13 protein-coding genes and 1 tRNA gene are annotated in these 18,240 nt (G+C 63.4%); 8 read left to right on the top strand and 6 right to left on the bottom strand.

Going from position 1 to position 18,240, the window contains the following annotated elements; translation table 11 throughout:
- Positions 1-32 precede the first annotated feature (32 nt).
- The 3 genes from D0B32_RS10395 to D0B32_RS10385 are packed head-to-tail and all read left to right on the top strand — an operon-like array spanning position 33 to position 3,912.
- A complete protein-coding gene (locus tag D0B32_RS10395; protein WP_117333861.1) occupies positions 33-611 on the top strand; it encodes a 2Fe-2S iron-sulfur cluster-binding protein in 579 nt (192 codons plus the stop codon).
- Complete coding sequence (locus D0B32_RS10390; RefSeq protein WP_117333860.1) at positions 611-1,600, top strand: xanthine dehydrogenase family protein subunit M; 990 nt, start codon at positions 611-613, stop codon at positions 1,598-1,600. The genes D0B32_RS10395 and D0B32_RS10390 overlap by 1 nt, the downstream gene beginning before the upstream one ends.
- Positions 1,597-3,912: a xanthine dehydrogenase family protein molybdopterin-binding subunit gene (locus D0B32_RS10385; RefSeq protein ID WP_117333859.1), complete on the top strand. Its 2,316-nt coding sequence runs from the start codon at positions 1,597-1,599 to the stop codon at positions 3,910-3,912. The genes D0B32_RS10390 and D0B32_RS10385 overlap by 4 nt, the downstream gene beginning before the upstream one ends.
- Positions 3,913-3,945: 33 nt before the next feature.
- On the opposite strand, the gene D0B32_RS10380 is transcribed toward D0B32_RS10385, so the two are convergent.
- From D0B32_RS10380 to D0B32_RS10365, 4 genes are all read right to left on the bottom strand, one after another.
- Positions 3,946-5,229, bottom strand: coding sequence for an MFS transporter (locus D0B32_RS10380; RefSeq protein ID WP_117333858.1), 1,284 nt, complete (start codon positions 5,227-5,229; stop codon positions 3,946-3,948).
- A gap of 104 nt (positions 5,230-5,333) precedes the next feature.
- Positions 5,334-5,918, bottom strand: a complete 585-nt coding sequence (locus D0B32_RS10375; protein ID WP_117333857.1) for a hypothetical protein — start codon at positions 5,916-5,918, stop codon at positions 5,334-5,336.
- A 298-nt stretch (positions 5,919-6,216) separates the two neighbouring features.
- The gene (locus D0B32_RS10370; protein WP_117334166.1) at positions 6,217-7,440 is read right to left on the bottom strand and encodes a YeeE/YedE family protein; all 1,224 of its coding nucleotides are present in this window, start codon (positions 7,438-7,440) and stop codon (positions 6,217-6,219) included.
- A 430-nt stretch (positions 7,441-7,870) separates the two neighbouring features.
- Positions 7,871-7,957: transfer RNA gene (locus tag D0B32_RS10365), tRNA-Leu, on the bottom strand.
- Between the two features lie 261 nt (positions 7,958-8,218).
- On the opposite strand from D0B32_RS10365, the gene rnr reads away from it, so the two are divergent.
- The 3 genes from rnr to rpiA all read left to right on the top strand — a co-directional run bounded on the left by rnr (position 8,219) and on the right by rpiA (position 12,533).
- Positions 8,219-10,711 carry a ribonuclease R gene (gene rnr / locus D0B32_RS10360; RefSeq protein ID WP_117333856.1) on the top strand — a complete coding sequence of 831 codons (2,493 nt, stop codon included), beginning with the start codon at positions 8,219-8,221 and terminating at the stop codon, positions 10,709-10,711.
- A 165-nt stretch (positions 10,712-10,876) separates the two neighbouring features.
- Positions 10,877-11,626, top strand: coding sequence for a 23S rRNA (guanosine(2251)-2'-O)-methyltransferase RlmB (gene rlmB / locus D0B32_RS10355; RefSeq protein WP_117333855.1), 750 nt, complete (start codon positions 10,877-10,879; stop codon positions 11,624-11,626).
- Between the two features lie 211 nt (positions 11,627-11,837).
- Entirely contained in the window at positions 11,838-12,533 is a 696-nt protein-coding gene (gene rpiA, locus D0B32_RS10350) for a ribose-5-phosphate isomerase RpiA (RefSeq protein WP_117333854.1), read from the top strand.
- An 18-nt stretch (positions 12,534-12,551) separates the two neighbouring features.
- Here the strand turns inward: rpiA and D0B32_RS10345 are convergent, their stop codons facing one another.
- Both D0B32_RS10345 and D0B32_RS10340 read right to left on the bottom strand, forming a co-directional pair.
- Positions 12,552-14,147 (bottom strand): hypothetical protein, encoded by a 1,596-nt coding sequence (locus D0B32_RS10345; RefSeq protein ID WP_117333853.1) that lies wholly within the window; start codon positions 14,145-14,147, stop codon positions 12,552-12,554.
- Between the two features lie 285 nt (positions 14,148-14,432).
- Complete coding sequence (locus D0B32_RS10340; protein WP_259294950.1) at positions 14,433-15,758, bottom strand: glycosyltransferase family 4 protein; 1,326 nt, start codon at positions 15,756-15,758, stop codon at positions 14,433-14,435.
- A gap of 180 nt (positions 15,759-15,938) precedes the next feature.
- Between D0B32_RS10340 and D0B32_RS10335 the strand changes: the two genes are divergently transcribed.
- On the top strand, positions 15,939-17,132 hold the full coding sequence (locus D0B32_RS10335) for a glycosyltransferase family 4 protein (protein WP_117333851.1): 1,194 nt from the start codon (positions 15,939-15,941) through the stop codon (positions 17,130-17,132).
- Positions 17,133-17,624: 492 nt separating this feature from the next.
- On the top strand, positions 17,625-18,047 hold the full coding sequence (locus tag D0B32_RS10330) for a type II toxin-antitoxin system HigA family antitoxin (RefSeq protein WP_117333850.1): 423 nt from the start codon (positions 17,625-17,627) through the stop codon (positions 18,045-18,047).
- Positions 18,048-18,240: the final 193 nt, after the last annotated feature.

Genomic DNA, 18,240 nt, shown 5'->3' with positions numbered 1-18,240 from the left:
AGGCTGTAGACCACTGTCGAACGGGAGCAATCATGCACTTCGTCATCAACGGTATCGAGGCTGACCTCGATTTCGACCTCAGGACTTCGCTGCTCGATCTGCTTCGCGAGCAGCGACATCTATTCGGCGCCAAAAAGGGCTGTAACCAGGGCGCGTGCGGCGCCTGTACCGTGCTGGTGGACGGAACGCGCATCAACAGTTGCCTCGCGTTGGCCGTGCAGTATCAGGACCGTGAGATCACCACCATCGAAGGGCTTGGCTCGCCGGGCAAGCTTCACCCGCTCCAGGCGACGTTCGTCGAACACGACGGGTTTCAGTGCGGCTACTGTACGCCCGGTCAGATCTGCTCGGCCATCGGTATGGCGCGCGAGTTGCAGTGCGGCGTGCCAAGCCATGTCAGCGAAGACGTGGCAGCGCGAGGCTTTGCGCTGACGGACGCGGAGTTGCGCGAACGCATGAGCGGCAATCTGTGCCGCTGCGGTGCCTACAACGGTATCGTCGATGCGATTCAGGAGACCTTCGGTACGGACCAGTCCGCGGTTGCCTTCGAAGCTGAACGCGAGGCTGAATCCGCATCCGAATCGGCATCCACCGCGCGCGAGGTGGCCTGATGAACCCCTTCACTTATGAACGGGCTTCGGACCCGCAAGCGGCGTTGAGACTCGGTGCCCGCTCGGGCGCCAAATATCTGGGCGGTGGCACCAACCTGGTCGACCTGATGCGCGAGACCATCGAGCATCCTGTGATGCTGGTCGATATCACCGGACTTTCCTGCGCAATCGAAGAAACCGATGACGGCGGCCTGCGCATCGGCGCGGGCGTGAAGAACACGGCTGTCGCCGCCGACCGGCGTGTTCGCGAGCGCTATCCGTTGCTAGCCGAAGCGATTCTGGCAGGGGCCTCGGCGCAGATCCGCAACATGGCGACAGTGGGCGGCAACCTTCTGCAACGCACGCGCTGTGGCTATTTCTACGACGACGCCGCGCGTTGCAACAAGCGCGCACCGGGTTCGGGTTGCGACGCCGTCGACGGCTTCAATCGCATGCACGCCATTCTTGGCGCCTCCGCTGCCTGCGTCGCCACGCACCCTTCGGATATGGCCGTGGCGCTCGCCGCGCTGGACGCGGTGGTGACGGTCGAGGGCCGCAACGGCCTACGCGATATCCCGCTGGTGGATTTCCACGTGCTGCCTGGCGACACGCCGCAAACCGAAACCGTGCTCGAAGCCGGCGACCTGATCACCGCCGTGACGCTGCCGCCTGCGCTAACGTGCCGCTCGGTTTATCGCAAGGTGCGCGATCGCGCTTCGTACGCGTTCGCCCTGATTTCGGTGGCAGCGGCTCTCGACGTGCAGGACGGTGTGGTGAAAGAAGTGCGGCTCGCACTCGGCGGCGTTGCACACAAACCGTGGCGTGCCAGAGCGGCCGAGGCCGCCCTGATGGGCGGTCCTGCCAGCGAGGCGGCGTATCGTGCGGCGGCGCAGGCGGAACTCGCGCCCGCCCGAGCGCTTCGCGATAACGCCTTCAAGATCGAGCTGAGCCAGCGCGTGATGATCGACACGCTGCTCAAGTTGACCGCGCTTCAGGAGAACCGCTCATGAGTATCGTCAAGGACACCGTGCAGGCGGTGATGAAGAAAGCCATTGCGCTTGCCCCCGACCGTTTCATTCCCGGCGGCGAGCCGGATGAACTGATTCGCCATAAAGACAGCCTGATCGGTGCGCCGATCAACCGGATCGACGGGCCGTTGAAGGTGTGCGGTCGGGCCACCTTCGCCGCGGAATTCCCGCTGGAAGGCGTGACCTACGCGGCCCTGAAGTATTCCACCGTGGCGCGTGGGCGTATCGTCGCAATTGACACCGCTGCCGCCGAGGCGGCCTTGGGCGTCGTGCTGGTGATGACGTACCAAAACGCGCCGCGCCTCAAACCCATGCCCGCGTTCATGACGCAGCCCAAGGCGGCCGGAGGTGACAACCTGCCGATCATGCAGGACGATCAGGTGCACTGGAATGGTCAGCCGGTCGCTCTCGTGCTGGCCGCGACGCAGGAGCAGGCGGACCACGCGCAGTCGCTGATCAACGTGACGTATGAGGCAGGCAGCGATGGTGTGACCGCGCTCGCCGAGGCCAAGGCAAACGGTAGCGAGCCCGGCGTGTTCCAGGGCGAGCCGCTGAAGCTCGCGATCGAGGATGCCGAGGCGATGCTGGCGCAGGCACCGCATAGCATCGACGTACGCTACACGACGCCGCGTCACAACCATAATCCGATCGAGTTGCACGCGGCGACGCTCGTCTGGCAGGGCGAGACGCTGCGCATCCACGATACCGTGCAGGCGGTCGCCCATGAGGCGTGGACGATCGCGCAGGTGTTCGGCATCGACGAGAAAAACGTCCACGTGACCTCGCCGTTCGTCGGCGGCGGTTTCGGTTCGAAGACGGTGTGGCAGCATCAACTGCTTGCCGCGGCAGCGGCGAAACTGGCGCAGCGTCCGGTGCGGATCATGTTGTCGCGCGAAGGGGTGTACCGCGTCGTCGGCGGCCGCACGCTCACCGAACAGCGCGTGGCGCTCGGTGCGCAGGCCGATGGCTCGCTGGACGCGCTGATTCACACCGGCCTCGTTGCCATGACGTCGCACAACAACATGCCGGAACCGTTCATCCTGCCTGCGAAGAGTGCGTACGCCGCGCGCAGTTTTCTGCTCGACGTCGAGACGGTCAAGATGAACATGACGGCCAACACCTTCATGCGGGCACCGGGCGAAGCCGTGGGTACGTTCGGGCTGGAATGCGGCATGGACGAGCTTGCCTCAGCCATGAACATGGACCCCGTCGAATTGCGGATCAGGAATGAGCCGGAAAAAGATCCAACCACGGGATTACCGTTTTCCCAGCGTGGCATTGTCGACGCGTGGCAGGCCGGCCGCGAGCGCTTCGGCTGGCATGCGCGCGGCAAACCCGGTGCGCGGTGCGAGGGCGACTGGCTCGTCGGCATGGGTTGCGCCACGGGCACTTACCCGTACTACCGGATGCCGGGCGGCGCGGCGCGCATCACCTTGACCGTCGACGGCCGCGCCACCATCAGCATCGCCGCGCACGAAATGGGCATGGGCACCTCCACCGCGCAGTCCCAGGTGGCGGCCGAGCGGCTGGGCCTGAGGATGCAGGACATCGACTTCGAATACGCCGATTCGAGGTTGCCCGGCACCGTGCTCGCCGGCGGTTCGCAACAGACGGCAGCCATTGGCGCTGCGGTGAGTGCGGCCCAGCAGGCACTCGTCAAGGAACTGCTGCGGCTGGCGGGCGATCGCTCGCCGCTGTCCGGTCTGTCCGTGGATGAGGTCGGTGCCAGGGACGGCGGTCTGTATGCACTGGAGGATGACGCGCGGTTCGAGAGCTATGGCGCCATCCTCAGCCGTGCGGAGCGAATGGAACTCGCGGTGGAAGCGGAAGCGCCGATGCCGTTCGAGTTGCAGCACTGGTCGATGCACAGCCACAGCGCGCTCTTTTGCGAGGTGCGTGTCAATGTCATTACCGGCGAGGTTCGCGTGAGCCGCTTCCTCGGCTCGTTCGACTGCGGCCGCATCATCAATGCGAAGACCGCCGCCAGTCAGTTCCGTGGCGGCATCATCATGGGCCTCGGCCTCGCGCTCATGGAGGAGACGCAGTTCGACGAGAGGACGGGGCGTGTGATGAATCCATCGCTTGCCGACTATCACGTGCCGGTTCATCTGGACGTGCCGCATATCGACATCATCTGGAACGACGAAGCGGACCCGCATACGCCGATGGGCGCGCGCGGTGTGGGCGAAATTGGCATCACGGGGGTGGGCGCGGCTGTCGCGAACGCGGTGTTCAACGCCACGGGCAAGCGCATCCGCGATCTTCCCATCACGCTGGACAAGCTGATGGACTAGTCATGCAGACATGCATGCCACGGAGGAGGGGAATCACGTCGCCCGGCGGAATTCTCCTTCCTCCGTGCTGTCTGCGTCGGGTCGGGTTTCCGGCATGAACACCGCGAAGAACAACAAGGCCAGTGCGCTGATGCCAGCCAGCGTGCCAAACCCGGTGGCAAAGCCGAACTTCTCGACCACGTATCCGCCAGTCACCTGACTCAACGCCGCCCCAGTGCCAACCGCCAGCGCCATGAGTCCCTGGGCAAGATTGAAACGGCCGCTGCCACGCATCAGATCAGCCGCGATGACGACCGCGACCACGCCGAAAATGCCCGCCGCCACCCCGTCGAGCAACTGGATCGCCACCACCGCGTAAGGACTCGTGGTCATGGAAAAGAGAATGCCGCGCACGGGCAGCACGGCGAGCGCCACCAGAAAGATTCTTTTGCGTCCCACGCCTTTACGCATGGCATGCCCGACCGTGGCAGCGACGACCACCATCACGAGCTGCGCCGAAATGATGCAGGCGCTCAGCGCAACCACGTCCGCGCCGGGATGAAACTTTGCGATCACCTGGCCCGCGAGCGGCAACATGGCTGCATTGCCGAAGTGAAACAGGACGACGGAGACCAGAAACACCTTGAGGTCACGCCGTCGCCATAGTTCGCGGAAGGTGGCCGCACGGTGCTGTCCTGCGTCGTCCGCGATGCTCTCCGCGCCACGGGCGAGTTCGTGGTCGATCTCCTGTGGCTTGATCAGCAGCACCACCAGCGCGCTCGCCACCGCGAAGCCGCACACGAGATAGAACAGCCAGATCGCCCCGACATACTGTCCAAGGCCACCGGCCAGCACTGCGGACACAAAATTACCCGCGTGGTTGAAGGTCTCGTTGCGGCTGATGCGGGCGGGCAGCAGCCGATGCCCGACGATGCCAAGGCTCAACGCCGCGAGGCACGGCGCAATGATGGCCGACGCGGCGCCGAGCGTGAATTGCGCTGCGAGCACGACGGGCAGGCTCGGGAAAATCGCAATCAACAGGCACCCGGTCGCCACCAGCAGACCGGAAATGGCGATGAGCAGGCGCTTCGCACGCGCCGCGTCAACCAGCAACCCGGCGGGAATCTGGCAGATAGCCGCCGCCATGCCGCTCGCAGCCATCACGAGGCCGATGTTGCCTGAGCTCCAGTGCTGTGTGCCTTTGAGGTAGACGGAGAGGAACGGGCCGAGCCCGTCCCGCACATCCGCCATCAGGAAGTTAAGCCCGTCCAGACCACGCAGGCTTTGCGGGGACGGTGCTTGTTCGTCCACTTGCGCCTCAACGGGTTGCGGGTTCACCGTCGCTCCGCTCGGGTCAGGGTTGGGTGCAGGAACGGCTACACGGGGATGCCACAGAAACGATGTGGTCTCGCGTGGCGTCGGTCAGAAGCCGGTCGCATTCGTCACTCCGCCAGTTCCGCGAGTTCCGCGAGCGCTGCCGACGTGCCGGCATCGACGAGTTCGGCGATGTCATCGACTTCGATGGTCCGGCCAAACCGGTTCTTCACGCCGTGGCCCCACACCTGGATATGGACCCGCGGCGTGAGGTAAGCGGCCAGTTCTTCGGCCGCGTGCGGGGGCATGCGGACCGAGGTGCCATCCATCAACAGCGCGCCGCGCAGTTCGCCCTTCGGCCCGTACAGTGAGAGCTTGACCTCGCCGCTGGCACGCATGGGGCGTTTTTCGACGTGTGGCTTCTCGTGTTTCGCACCGCCCGCGTGGGGGCCTTCGTCGAGAATCGTCACGCCCGTCGCGGCGGTCAACTGAACGGCGGCGACCATAGCGACGCCGCGCGGTTTGACGCCACGCACGCGTACCTTGTCGCCAGGGTGGATGGCTTTCGTGACCGCGCGGGACAGGTGAGGCGGGAAATGGACTTGCTGGTCGCGGCCGAGGATGAAGCCGTCCACTTCGCCGTGCGGATTCAACAGGAATTGAGTCACTGTGCCGCGTGTCTCTGGCAGGCATTCCGGGTCGATCCAATGCATGGTTTTACTCCGTGAAGGTGCGGTTTGTGGGGAGGGGGTGGTGTTGCGCGCGCCTGGGTTCGTGCAATGTGGGTGCAACGATTGTGCCTGGGGGATGGAAGGCGGCGGTGCGAGCGGGGACGGGTGGAGAGTAGGACGGGGCGAGGGTGGCGTGAGCGGCGGGAGATGCGACGCGACCCGAGGGGACGGTGCGGATCGGAAATGCATGTTGCAGGTGAGGCGACGAAAACGGACGAAAACGCGCCCCGCGAGATCGTCCGTCAGTGCGTGTCGAAAGAGCTAGCCGCGGTTCGTAAGCTCAGCAACCCGTCTGCTGCACGCGCTCGACGGCGAGCCCGAACGCCGGACGCAGTTTCGTGCCCACCACGTTGCCGAAGAATGCCGCGACGAGCCACAGCCAGCCGTGCAGGCTGCCCGACACGATGCCGCTGAAGTACGCGCCGATGTTGCAGCCATACGCGAGCCGTGCGCCGTAGCCGAGCAGCAGGCCGCCGATGATCGCCGCGATCAGCGAGCGCAGCGGCAGACGCCACACCGGCGCGTAGCGTCCGGCGAGCGAAGCGCCGACCATCGCGCCGATCACGATGCCGATATCCATCACCGACTTCACGTCATGGCTGATCGGAGCAGCGAGCGCGGCCGCGTTCGGGCCCGCGCTCCACACCGGCCAGCTTGCAACGTCGACGCCGAGCGCGGAAAACGCCTTGGCGCCCCACAGCGCGAAGGCCGAGGTGATACCCCACGGATGCCCCGAGAGGGCGAGCGTCACGAAGTTGAGAACCGCAAGCACGACGCCGCCAACCAGCAGCGGCCACGGGCCACGCAGCCACGACGATGAGGCATGCGCAGCGGCCTCGTTCACGAGATGACCGTGACGGCGCTTTTCGATCCGCACGGTCAACGCGGCGATGGCCGCGAACACCACGAGATTCAGCGCGATCGCCGGTCCGACGCCGAGCGATTTGACGAGCGAGATGGGCGGCAGATGCGGCAGCGCCGACCAGAACGGCATGTGCGCGGTGCCGACCACCGAGCCGGCCACGAATGCAATCAGCGTGACCACCATGCGTGTGCTGCCGCCGCCCACTGTATACAAGGTGCCGGACGCGCAGCCGCCGCCGAGCTGCATGCCAATGCCGAAGATGAACGCGCCGACCAGCACCGAGGTGCCGACCGGCGACACCTCGCCGACTACCGCATGACCGAACAGCGTACCCGCCGACAGCGCCGGGAAGAACAACAGCACGCCGACCGCGAGCATCAACATCTGCGCGCGCAGTCCTGCACCGCGGCCGTCGGCGATGAACACGCGCCACGCCGAGGTGAAGCCGAAAGCGGCGTGATAGAGCGTGAGACCGAGCAGCGCGCCGAGCACGTACAACGCGGCCTGCTTGCCGCTGACGGTCTGCGCCAGATAGATCGCGCCCAGCACGATGAGCACGAGCGCGATGGCGAGCGGCTTCGGATTGAGCTGGACGAGCGCGCGCGGCTTGTCGACGAACGACGTGGATAAATCGGACATGGTGAGCAGAGGCGGACGCACCCGTCGCACACAGGCGACACGCCGCGAAAGACCAGCGTTCGCCGCGCGGGAAGGGCCGCAAAAATGGGTTAGGAAAGGTCTGTAAGTATATCGAAATAACACGGCGCGACCGCTGCCCTAGCGGGCGCGAGGCGTCTTGACGGCAAGGTTGGTGCGTTTCGTGTCACGGGCTGGAGAAGCCCACGGGATAAAGCTTTGCGGGTAGCGGCGCCGGTCAGGACTGGCTTCGTCATAACCCGGCTTCATATCCATATTTCGAATATGAATCGAAAAGGGCGGCGCGCTTTCACCGCGCTTTTCACATTGATCAGGCTGCCGTAGAGCCGCCGCGGCAGAAAACAAAAAACCCCGTAAGACGATGATCTTACGGGGTTTCTCGAACTTCTGCGGCTTTCGCCAAAACAGCTTTTGGTGCCCAAGAGAGGACTCGAACCTCCACAGTGTTGCCACCGCTAGGACCTGAACCTAGTGCGTCTACCAATTTCGCCACCTGGGCAGGTGTCTGTACAGCAGAGACCGCAATTATAGCGATAGATCCGGGGCTGTCAAGCATTTTGAGAACGCCCGCGATGCCCCGCCGTTTGCGCCCCCTGGCAACTATTGACACGCGCTGTGGCACCCAATACGGGTGTTAGAATGCCTCGCAGTAGTTCGTTGGCACGGTGCACAAGCCCGTCGGACTCAGCCTTGAACGAGCCAGACCCGAGCAGTCAATCGCAGGTGCAACTGAGGCGCGTCACAACGCCGACCGACGTCCATGCAACGAGAAAAAATCATCGACAAGCCCTTGAGCAAATACCCGTATCCGATCCCAAGCCGCGAAGAAATTCTCGGCGTGCTCCGCACGAGCGAAGCACCGCTTGCAGCGAATGACATCGCCGAAGCATTGTCGATCAAGCGCCAGGAGCGCGAAGGATTTTTCAAGCGTCTCGCGGCCATGGAGCGGGACGGTCAGATCCGGCTGGATCAGCGCAATCACTATCAACTCACGCACCCGTCGAATTTCGTCGGCGGACGCGTGCAGGGCCACCGCGACGGCTACGGCTTTCTGGTGCGCGACGACGGCCAGGACGATCTGTTCCTGCCCACCGGTGAAATGCAAAAGGTCATGCACAACGACCGCGTGCTCGCGCGGATCGTGGGCTACGACCGGCGCGGACGGCCCGAAGGCCATATCGTCGAAGTCACGGATCGCGCCAACAAGCGGGTGATCGGCCGGCTGCTCAACGAGAATGGCGCGCTGATCGTGGCGCCTGAAGACAAGCGCATTGGCCACGACATCCTGATCACGCAGAACACCAAGAAGGCCAAGGTCGGCCAGGTGGTGGTGGTCGAGCTGACGGATTTTCCGAGCCGCCACTCGCAGCCGCTCGGCCGCGTGGTCGAGGTGCTGGGCGATATCGACGACCCCGGCATGGAAATCGAAATCGCGGTGCGCAAGTATGGCGTGCCGCACGAGTTCAGCCAGGCCGCGCTCGATGACGCCGCGCGCCTGCCCGACGAGGTTCGCCCCGCCGATGTCCGTCATCGCGTCGACCTGCGCGACGTGCCGCTCGTCACCATCGACGGTGAAGACGCGCGCGACTTCGACGACGCGGTGTATTGCGAGCCGGTTGCAGTCGGCAAGGGCGAGGGCTTCCGCCTGATCGTCGCAATTGCCGACGTGTCGCACTACGTGCATCCCGGCAGCGGTCTCGACGTGGATGCGATCGAACGCAGCACTTCGGTCTACTTCCCACGCCGCGTGATTCCCATGCTGCCGGAGAAGCTCTCCAACGGTCTGTGTTCGCTGAACCCGCACGTGGATCGTTGCGTACTGGTGTGCGACATGGTCATCACCGCGCGCGGCGAGATCAAGGCCTATCAGTTTTACCCCGGCGTGATGCACTCGGCGGCGCGTCTCACGTATACCGAAGTCGCTGCGGTCCTGAAGAACACCAAGGGTCCCGAAGCGGCGCGGCGCGCGGCGTTGCTGCCGCAACTGCAAAATCTCTACGGCGTGTACAAGTCGCTGTTCGCGGCGCGGCAAAAACGCGGCGCGATCGACTTCGACACCACCGAGACCTATATCGTCTGCAATGCGCAGGGCAAGATCGAGCAGATCATCCCGCGTACCCGCAACGACGCGCACAAGCTGATCGAAGAGTGCATGCTGGCGGCCAACGTCTGCGCCGCCGACTTCATGAAGCGCAACAAACATCCGGGCCTGTACCGGGTGCACGCGGGCCCCACGGCTGAGAAGCTCGAGAACCTGCGCACCTTCCTGCGCGGCATGGGCCTCACGCTCGGCGGTGGCGAGACACCGCATGCCAGCGACTACGCCGCGTTGATGGCGCACATCCGCGACCGGCCCGACGCGCAGATGCTGCAGACCATGTTGCTGCGTTCGATGCAGCAGGCGGTCTACAGCCCGGACAACATCGGCCACTTCGGTCTCGCGTATGAGGCGTATGCGCACTTCACGAGCCCGATTCGCCGCTATCCCGACCTGCTCACGCACCGCGCAATCTACGCGATCCTGCAAGGCCGCAAGTACACGCCGGAAGCGCCGCATGGCGTGGAGCTGAACACGGCGCTCTCGCCGCGTGCCCGCGCGATGCAGCAGGCCGATGACGAGAAGCGCAGCCGCAACCGTTCGAACACGGCGATCTGGGAAGAACTCGGCTTGCATTGTTCGGCCAACGAGCGCCGCGCGGACGAAGCCTCGCGCGACGTCGAAGCGTGGCTCAAGTGCTATTTCATGCGCGACAAGCTCGGTGAAGAGTACGGCGGCATGGTGAGCGGCGTGACCTCGTTCGGGATTTTCGTGCAGCTCGATGCGCTGTTCGTCGAAGGCCTCGTGCATGTCACCGAACTCGGCTCCGACTACTTCCAGTACGACGAGATCAAGAACGAACTGCGCGGCGAGCGCACGGGTATCCGTTACCGTCTGTCGGACCGGGTGCGCGTACAGGTGAGCCGCGTCGATCTGGACGCACGCAAGATCGATTTCCGTCTGGTGCGTGATACGCCGATCAAGTCGCCTGGTACGCGCACGGCGCTCGCCGACGACGCCGCGGCCGAAACCGGCGGCGCCCGCGTGCGCGCGTTGCCCCCCGTGGAAGGCGCGCCGGGTGGTCGTCGCAAGAAAGCGGCGCCCGCACCTTCGCTGGCGGTCAAGGAAGCGCGCGCGGCACGCGGCGCGGCCCGCAAGAACGCGTCGGCGAAATCCGCCGCTTCGTCCAAGGCGCAGACCCGCAAGAAGCGCTAACGTCGTACGACGCCGTGTGCCTGAAGTTTTGCCGCGCGCAATGGGGTACTGAAGGGGCACTCAACCCCGTTCAGTGCCCCATTGCGCGCGGTCTCGCATTTCACTCGTATTCATTTCAGTAGCGCGTCCCGTTCGCGGCGCGCTCAATCAAAGGTTGTTTCAGTCATGTCACGTCTCAAGGTTCTATACGGTTTCCACGCAGTGACCGCGCGTCTGCGCCACGACGCGTCGACAGTGGAAGAGGTTTACTACGACGCCACGCGCAAGGACCGTCGCATGACGGAGTTCCTGCATACGGCGAAAGAAGCGGGCGTGCGTCTGATTGCAGCCGACGAAACGCGTCTGTGGGGCCTCGCCCATACCGAGCGCCATCAGGGCGTGGTGGCACGTGCGGGCGACCTGCCGCTCGCGCAGAATCTCGCCGAACTGCTGGATGGCATCAACGGCGCGCCGCTGATTCTGGTGCTGGACGGCGTGACGGATCCGCACAACCTTGGCGCATGTCTGCGCGTGGCCGACGCGGCCGGCGCGCATGCGGTGATCGCGCCGCGCGATCGCGCCGTGGGTCTGAACGCGACGGCGGCGAAGGTGGCCAGCGGCGCAGCGGATACCGTGCCTTACATCACCGTGACGAATCTGGCGCGGGCGCTGCGCGAACTGAAAGACGCGGGCGTGTGGGTGGTGGGTACGGCGGGCGAGGCCACGGCCAGCCTGTACGACACCAAACTGGACGGCCCGGTGGCGCTCGTAATGGGCGCGGAAGGCGAGGGCATGCGCCGTCTCACGCGTGATACCTGCGATGAGGTGATGCAGATTCCGATGGCGGGCAGCGTCGAAAGCCTGAACGTTTCCGTGGCGAGCGGCGTGTGCCTGTTCGAAGCGGTGCGGCAGCGCTCGGTGAAAGTGAAGGCCTGAGCGGGGCGCAAGCCCGCGAAATTAACGGTCTGGCCTTGTGACAACGCATGGCCGGCCGGCAAAGCGCGGCGCCTCCCGTCCCCTACGCGGGACGCCGCGAAGGCGCGCAGCGGGTTTCTCCAACCCGCTTGCCGGATAAGTGCCGTTGGCGCATGCTACTTCGGTAAACTTGCGGTTTTCCCGCTACTTCAGCAGCTTCTGCCCCAATCCCATGACTCAAGACGAACTCAAGCAACTGGTCGGTCAGGCCGCCGCCGATTATGTCAACGCCCATGTGCCCGAAGGCGCCGTGATCGGTGTCGGTACCGGCTCCACCGCTAACTGTTTTATCGACGCGCTGGCCGCCACGAAGCAGCGCTATCGCGGCGCGGTGTCCAGCTCGCTGGCAACCACCGCGCGGCTGGAGTCGCATGGCTTCAAGGTGCTCGATCTGAACGAGATCGATGCGTTGCCGGTCTACGTGGACGGCGCCGATGAAATCGACCACAGCGGTGCGATGATCAAGGGCGGCGGCGGCGCGCTGACGCGCGAGAAGATCGTCGCGTCGGTGTCGGACGTGTTCGTGTGCATCGCGGACGCCAGCAAGCGCGTCGACGTGCTCGGACACTTCCCGCTGCCCATCGAAGTGGTGCCGATGGCGCGCACCGCCATTGGCCGTCGCGTGACGGCTTTGGGCGGTGTGCCAGTGGTGCGCGTGACCAAAGACGGCACGCCGTTCATCACCGACAACGGCAACGAAATCCTCGACGTGAAGGGTCTGAAGATCACCGACCCACGCGCGCTCGAAGCGCAGGTCAACGCGTGGCCCGGTGTGGTCACCGTCGGTCTCTTTGCGGGCCACGGCGCGAGCCTCTGCCTGCTGGGTACCGACACGGGTGTCGAGACGATCGAGTACCCGGCGGCGTAGAGGTATAGAGGCTTTACGCTATCGCCCGTCCCAGCGCCGGGCGGTCTCCGACTGCTGCATGATGGCCCGCATGGTGGCCTCCGTCAGACCGTCGCGCTGCCGGCGTGCCGCGAAGATTTTGCCCCACATCATCGTCATGCCGAGCAACAGCATGCACAGGATGCTCCAGCCGGCCATACGTCCAGCGCTGGAGCCTTTCATCATCTGCGCCGTCCACACGTCAGGGAAGCGGCCAGCGTCGTCGTGTTGCGTCAACGCCGTGCTGCTGTGAGCGAGCCCGAGCGGCTCACCGCGCATGCCCTTGAAAAAGCCGCTCCAGATATCTTCGATCACGTGCGGCGAGTTTGCGTCCTGCAACTGCGTACCCGCGTATCCGGATGCCATTGCATGCCAGTCGATCAAGGTCGGCGCCACGTTGAAGCCAATCGCGGCAATCACGATGAGCGTCGCGGTGCGGTTTGAACGACGGGCAATTTCCAGCAGGCACGGTCCCACCATCAGAAACACGATGGGCAGGCAGGGCAGCAGGCAACGCGGCCCCCATCCAATCGCACCCCACTGTTGCATACGGATGACCATGCCGACATACAGCGACAGCCCAAACAGCATGGCCACCAGCAAGGCACGCTGAGGCGACGACAGACGCGGCCAGGTCCACGGCAGGAACAGCGACGTCAGCACGATCGGCGAAAACACCACGAGCCCGCGATTCGCGCTGAAGAGCAGCGTGCCGAGCCCTTGCAGCATGTCGCCGTGCATGACGCTGCCTGCTGCATCGTTAGCTGTACTGTTCGTTACAGCGCCGTGAACGAAGCTGGCGAGTTCGAGAAACGGCCGAAACATGGAGCGCGTATAGGCCACGTCGAAGGCCCACATCGGCGCAACGATCGCCGCGAACACGCCGGCTAGAACCAGATAGCGCAGCAGCGGGCCACGCGTGTACACCGCGAGAATCAGCATGGCGACGAACAGCGGTGGCGCAATGGAATGATGCAGGAGACAAACCAGCGCGAGCGCAGCCCCCGCAGCGGCAAAGGCACGTGTGCCGGCAGCGGGACGCAGCAATGCCTGGGTGTAGAACAGTAATGCGCACATTGCCGCGGCGCACGGCGCTTCGTCCCATATCATCTTGGCGTAAGGTAAATAAAGGCTGCCTGCGGCAAAGGCCAGCGCGACGACGAAGGCCTGCTTGTCGGAATAGAACTCGTTGAAGAGCAGGAACAGGTAGAGGCAACCGATTGCGCTCACAACGATATAGGTCAACGAGACGGCGAGCCGCGCAACGATGGAAGGATCGGGCAGCATGGTGGCAAGCGCCGACTGTTCGACCCTGGCGCCAAGCCAGGTGCCCGGCCATACCAGCAGGACCGCGCCCATGTCGTGCGGCTGGAAATAATGTCCGTCGGGCAGGCGCATCCACGGTTTCGCGTGGGCGTCATGGGCGTTTCCGCTGGCCGTTTGCAGATCCGGCGCAGAAGTAACGGTTTGCAGATTCGTATTGGCGCTGCCGATTCGTCCGCTCGAAACGAGAATGAAAAAGCTCAGAAAAAAGATGAATACCGCTGCTTTCGTGGTTGAAAGTGCACGCCGGCTATTGGGGGTGATGTAAGCCATTTCGCGTCCGTCTCCAATTCAGATCTTCTGTTTTTGTTGTGGCCGAGCGAGGTCCGACGCGCCGCGAGAACGCGCATCGGCACCGCCCTTGGTTGGTTTTGGTGTTGCCCCTTCCATGCTGCTAGTACGTCACGCGTAACGCTGCGAGCGGCTGGTGGGCCGCTACGCTGCATGCGTGTTGCTACCGGTGCTCGTTCGTCACCGGTTAGCATTCCATGGCATCTTGCCGGTCGTGGGTGAATCGACGGGCACGATGCGTAGATATCGCCAGACTGCTACTTGCGACTAATGCTGTTGCGCGCCTGGATTGCCCGCGGTGGTGGCCGCTGTGGCATTGCCAGCGGCATGCGCCGCCACAGCGCGATGCCGCGATCCGCGCGCATTGGTGTGCGTGATCGCTTTCGTCATGTGCGCCAGATAGCCTTCCAGCGAGAAGTCGCGCTGCGCGTCGGCGAAGGCCTGGCTCGCGATACGCTCCGCCAGTTCCGGTGCCGCGCGCAAGGTTTCGATGGCGTCGACGAAAGCTGTCACGTCACCTGGTGTGACGAGCCAGCCATTCTTGCGATGCCGCAGAATTTCCGTGACGCCGCCCGCAGCCGCTGCGATCACAGGCCGCGCCGCCGCCATACCTTCGACGATCACGCGACCAAACGGCTCGGGTTCAGTGGAGGTGTGCAGGATCACGTCCATCGCTTTCATCCACGTGGGCATGTCGTCGCGAAAGCCGGCGAAATGCACGCGGTCGGCAATGCCGAGCTGCTGCACGAGTTGGCGCAAGCCGGTGGCATACGCGTGTTCGCCGAACAGGTCGGCGCCCACCAGCACGAGGTGCACGTCCGGAAGGCGCGCGACTGCGGCGATCGCAATGTGCTGACCTTTCCACGGCGCGAGCCGCCCAAACAGGCCTGCAAGCCAGGCGTGTTCCGGCAGTCCCAGGCGGCGTCGCAATGCCTGCATGTCGTCGACGCTCACCTGACTGAACTCGCTTACGTCGATACCGTTGTGCACCACCGGAATCTCCGCAGCCGGCTTGCCAGTCAGCGCTACAAGAGAATCCGCTGTGGCGCGCGAGTTTGCCACCACGTGATCGATAGCATACCGAACGAGCCATTTAACAATGGTCAACTGCACACGGCCGAAGTGTTCGCGCGTGAGGATGTCGTGCAGATGCCAGATCACAGGTCTGCGATGCAGCGGCTTGCCTAGCGCGCCCAGCACCATCGCTTTCTGCGTATTGAGGAACAGCACGTCGAAGCGTCGCGCCTGTTTTGCGATCTCACGCATTGAACGAACAATGCCGGGTAGCGCACGTAGCCAGTTCAAACCAACGGCCTGCCGGTCGATGTCGGAGACGTGTGTGTCGCTGATCATCTTCACGTGCACGCCGGCATCTTCGAGTCGTGTACGGAACGGGCCTTCAGAGAGCAATACCACTTCGCCACGGGCGCGAAACTTCGTGGCAAGGGGCAGTAAGGAAAACTCAGCGCCGCCGAGTTGCCCACTCTGATCGACGAACAGCACAGTCGGTGCAGCAGCGGTTTCGTGTTCGACCGCATCGTCCAGATTCGACTCGGTGAGCGGGAACGCGTGGGTGAGTTCAGTTGAGTTCATCGTCAGGCGCGTGGGGAAACGAATGGAGTGACATGTATCGGTCCACATGAAGCGGACCGCGCTGTGCTGTCATTATTCGCGGCCCGTCGTGCTTTCAATGTGGTCGCGCGCACGCACGGCGAGTAATGCTCCCCGTACACTGTTTTCGATGGCCGAGGGCCGACTACAGGTAGCGATATTATGAAAGTGGCGATCGTGCACGACTGGCTCGTCGCACCGGGGGGCGCAGAGAAAGTACTGGAGCAGATCATCCAGTGCTTCCCTGATGCTGACCTGTTCAGCCTTGTCGACTTTCTCGAAGACCGTTCGCCGGTGTGCAATAAAGAGGTGACGACTTCGTTCATTCAGCATCTGCCATTGGCTCGCAAACGCTATCGCGCTTATTTGCCTTTGATGCCGCTTGCCGTTGAGCAATTCGATCTGGCGAGCTATGACCTGATCATTACGAGTTCCTATGCGGTTGCTAAAGGCGTGCTGGTTGGCCCCGATCAAACGCATGTGAGTTACGTGCACTCACCCATGCGTTACGCGTGGGATCTGCAGCATCAATATCTGCGCGAAGCGAAGCTCACACGTGGACCACGTTCGTGGGCTGCGCGTGCGTTGCTTCACTATCTGCGCGGCTGGGATTCCCGTTCTGCGAATGGCGTGGATCGTCTGATTGCGAATTCGCAATTCGTTGCGCGACGCGTGATGAAAACCTATCGACGCGATGCTGCCGTCATTCCTCCCCCGGTCGATGTTCACAAGTTCCAGGTGTGCGCGCAGAAAGACGACTTCTATCTGACTGCATCGCGGCTCGTTCCGTACAAGCGTATTGATCTGATCGTCGAAGCGTTCAATGCAACACCGCATCGTCGTCTCGTGGTGATCGGCGATGGACCGGACATGGATGCGATCCGCGCAAGCGCGGGTCCCAACGTGACGATTCTCGGCTATCAGCCGTTTGCGGTACTGAAGGACTACATGCAGCGTGCGCGTGCTTTCGTGTTCGCCGCTGAAGAAGACTTCGGCATCGTCGTGCTCGAAGCCCAGGCATGCGGTACACCCGTGATTGCATTCGGCAAGGGTGGTGCGCTCGAGACGGTCATCCCCATCGGCGAGGCGCGGCCCACCGGCGTGCATTTCTCACAGCAAACCGTGCCGGCCCTGCAGGATGCAATCGAGCGCTTCGACCGCCAACGCATCCTGATCACGCCCGCGGCCTGCCGTGCGAACGCCGAGCGTTTTTCGGCGGCAACCTTCCGGCATGCTTTCATGATCGAAGTAACGCGTACGGTAGCCGCCTCGGCCGCCCGTCAGCGCTCTGAGCGGACACCTGAGGATCTGGTGTGGCCGCAGGACAAGGCGCAGGGCAATATCTGGGGGCGCTGAGGCCGGTCTCGAACCCGGATCCGGTGTTCCAGGAGAAACCCTGAAAGGTCTGGAAAGATCGGGAAAGATTCGCCCCGCAAGATGCGTCGAATGAGTGGCATAGCGCACAGATTTCCCGGTCGCTTTCGGGGTCAAATTCGTATGACGCAGAACCCTGTTTTACGTATGAGCTGACGAATCACGAATGAAGAAGTGTTTTGCAATGCTTATGAATAGCCGGGTTGTGAACGCCTTCTGACGCGCCGTACGGTTCGGCCGCGCACGCAGAGGAAGGTGGGCAGCGGGCGGCCGGTTTTGGGGGGAGGGTATCGAGTTCTTGAGTCCGGGAGCAGGTTTTCTGGCGTCGATGCACTCCGCAGTACGCAGTGCGCGATTGGGCAATAGCCGCTTCGCTTCTGGACGGCGCTCCATCAAAAACAAGCAGTCGCTGCGCGTCAGGTCAACCGTGACGTATGCAATGCGACCTTTTGGACAAAGGATGAATAGAACGACATGAACGCTGACCGCCTATCGGGGAAGCTCCCCGAACTCGCCGAGACTTGGGCCACCTTGCAACATCAGGTGGCACTCAAGCCCATTCGCAACGAGAACGACTATCAGAGCATGGTCGAACTTTCCAACGAACTGTCCAGGCATCTCGATGGGCAAGGAGAAGGGCCCTTGACCGATCTGTTCGGGATCGTCGGGGATCTGATCCAGGCCTGGGAGACGCGCCACATATCGCTGCCGAAAGTGGAGCCGCGCGAAGTGCTGCGCCATCTGCTGGAAACGAATGGGCTCAAACAGAAAGACCTGGCGGACATTGCCTCGCCGACCGTGGTGAGCGATATCCTCGCCGGCCGCCGCGCGATCAGCAAGAATGTCGCGAAGGCACTGGCCGCGCGTTTTCACGCTGACGTCAGCGTGTTTCTGTAAGTTTGCGAGCGCGTCTGCGGGTTGCAGACGCGCTGATTCGCGTTGCCTGGGCGTTGATCTAACCGCAGCCGCGTGATCGCTCTCACGCGGTTATAACGCTATTCCGTCATGACGCCCGCAGCAGGTCGCATTTGCGCAAAGCAGTTTGAGTCAGTTCGAGTCAGACGCGATCTGAACTAAACGAGAGCCAGAT

It is taken from the genome of Paraburkholderia sp. DHOC27 (genome assembly GCF_003429005.1).
Lineage (GTDB): Bacteria > Pseudomonadota > Gammaproteobacteria > Burkholderiales > Burkholderiaceae > Paraburkholderia.
The sequence above is the reverse complement of the archived record's forward strand: the minus strand, read 5'-3'. Positions and strand labels throughout refer to the sequence as shown.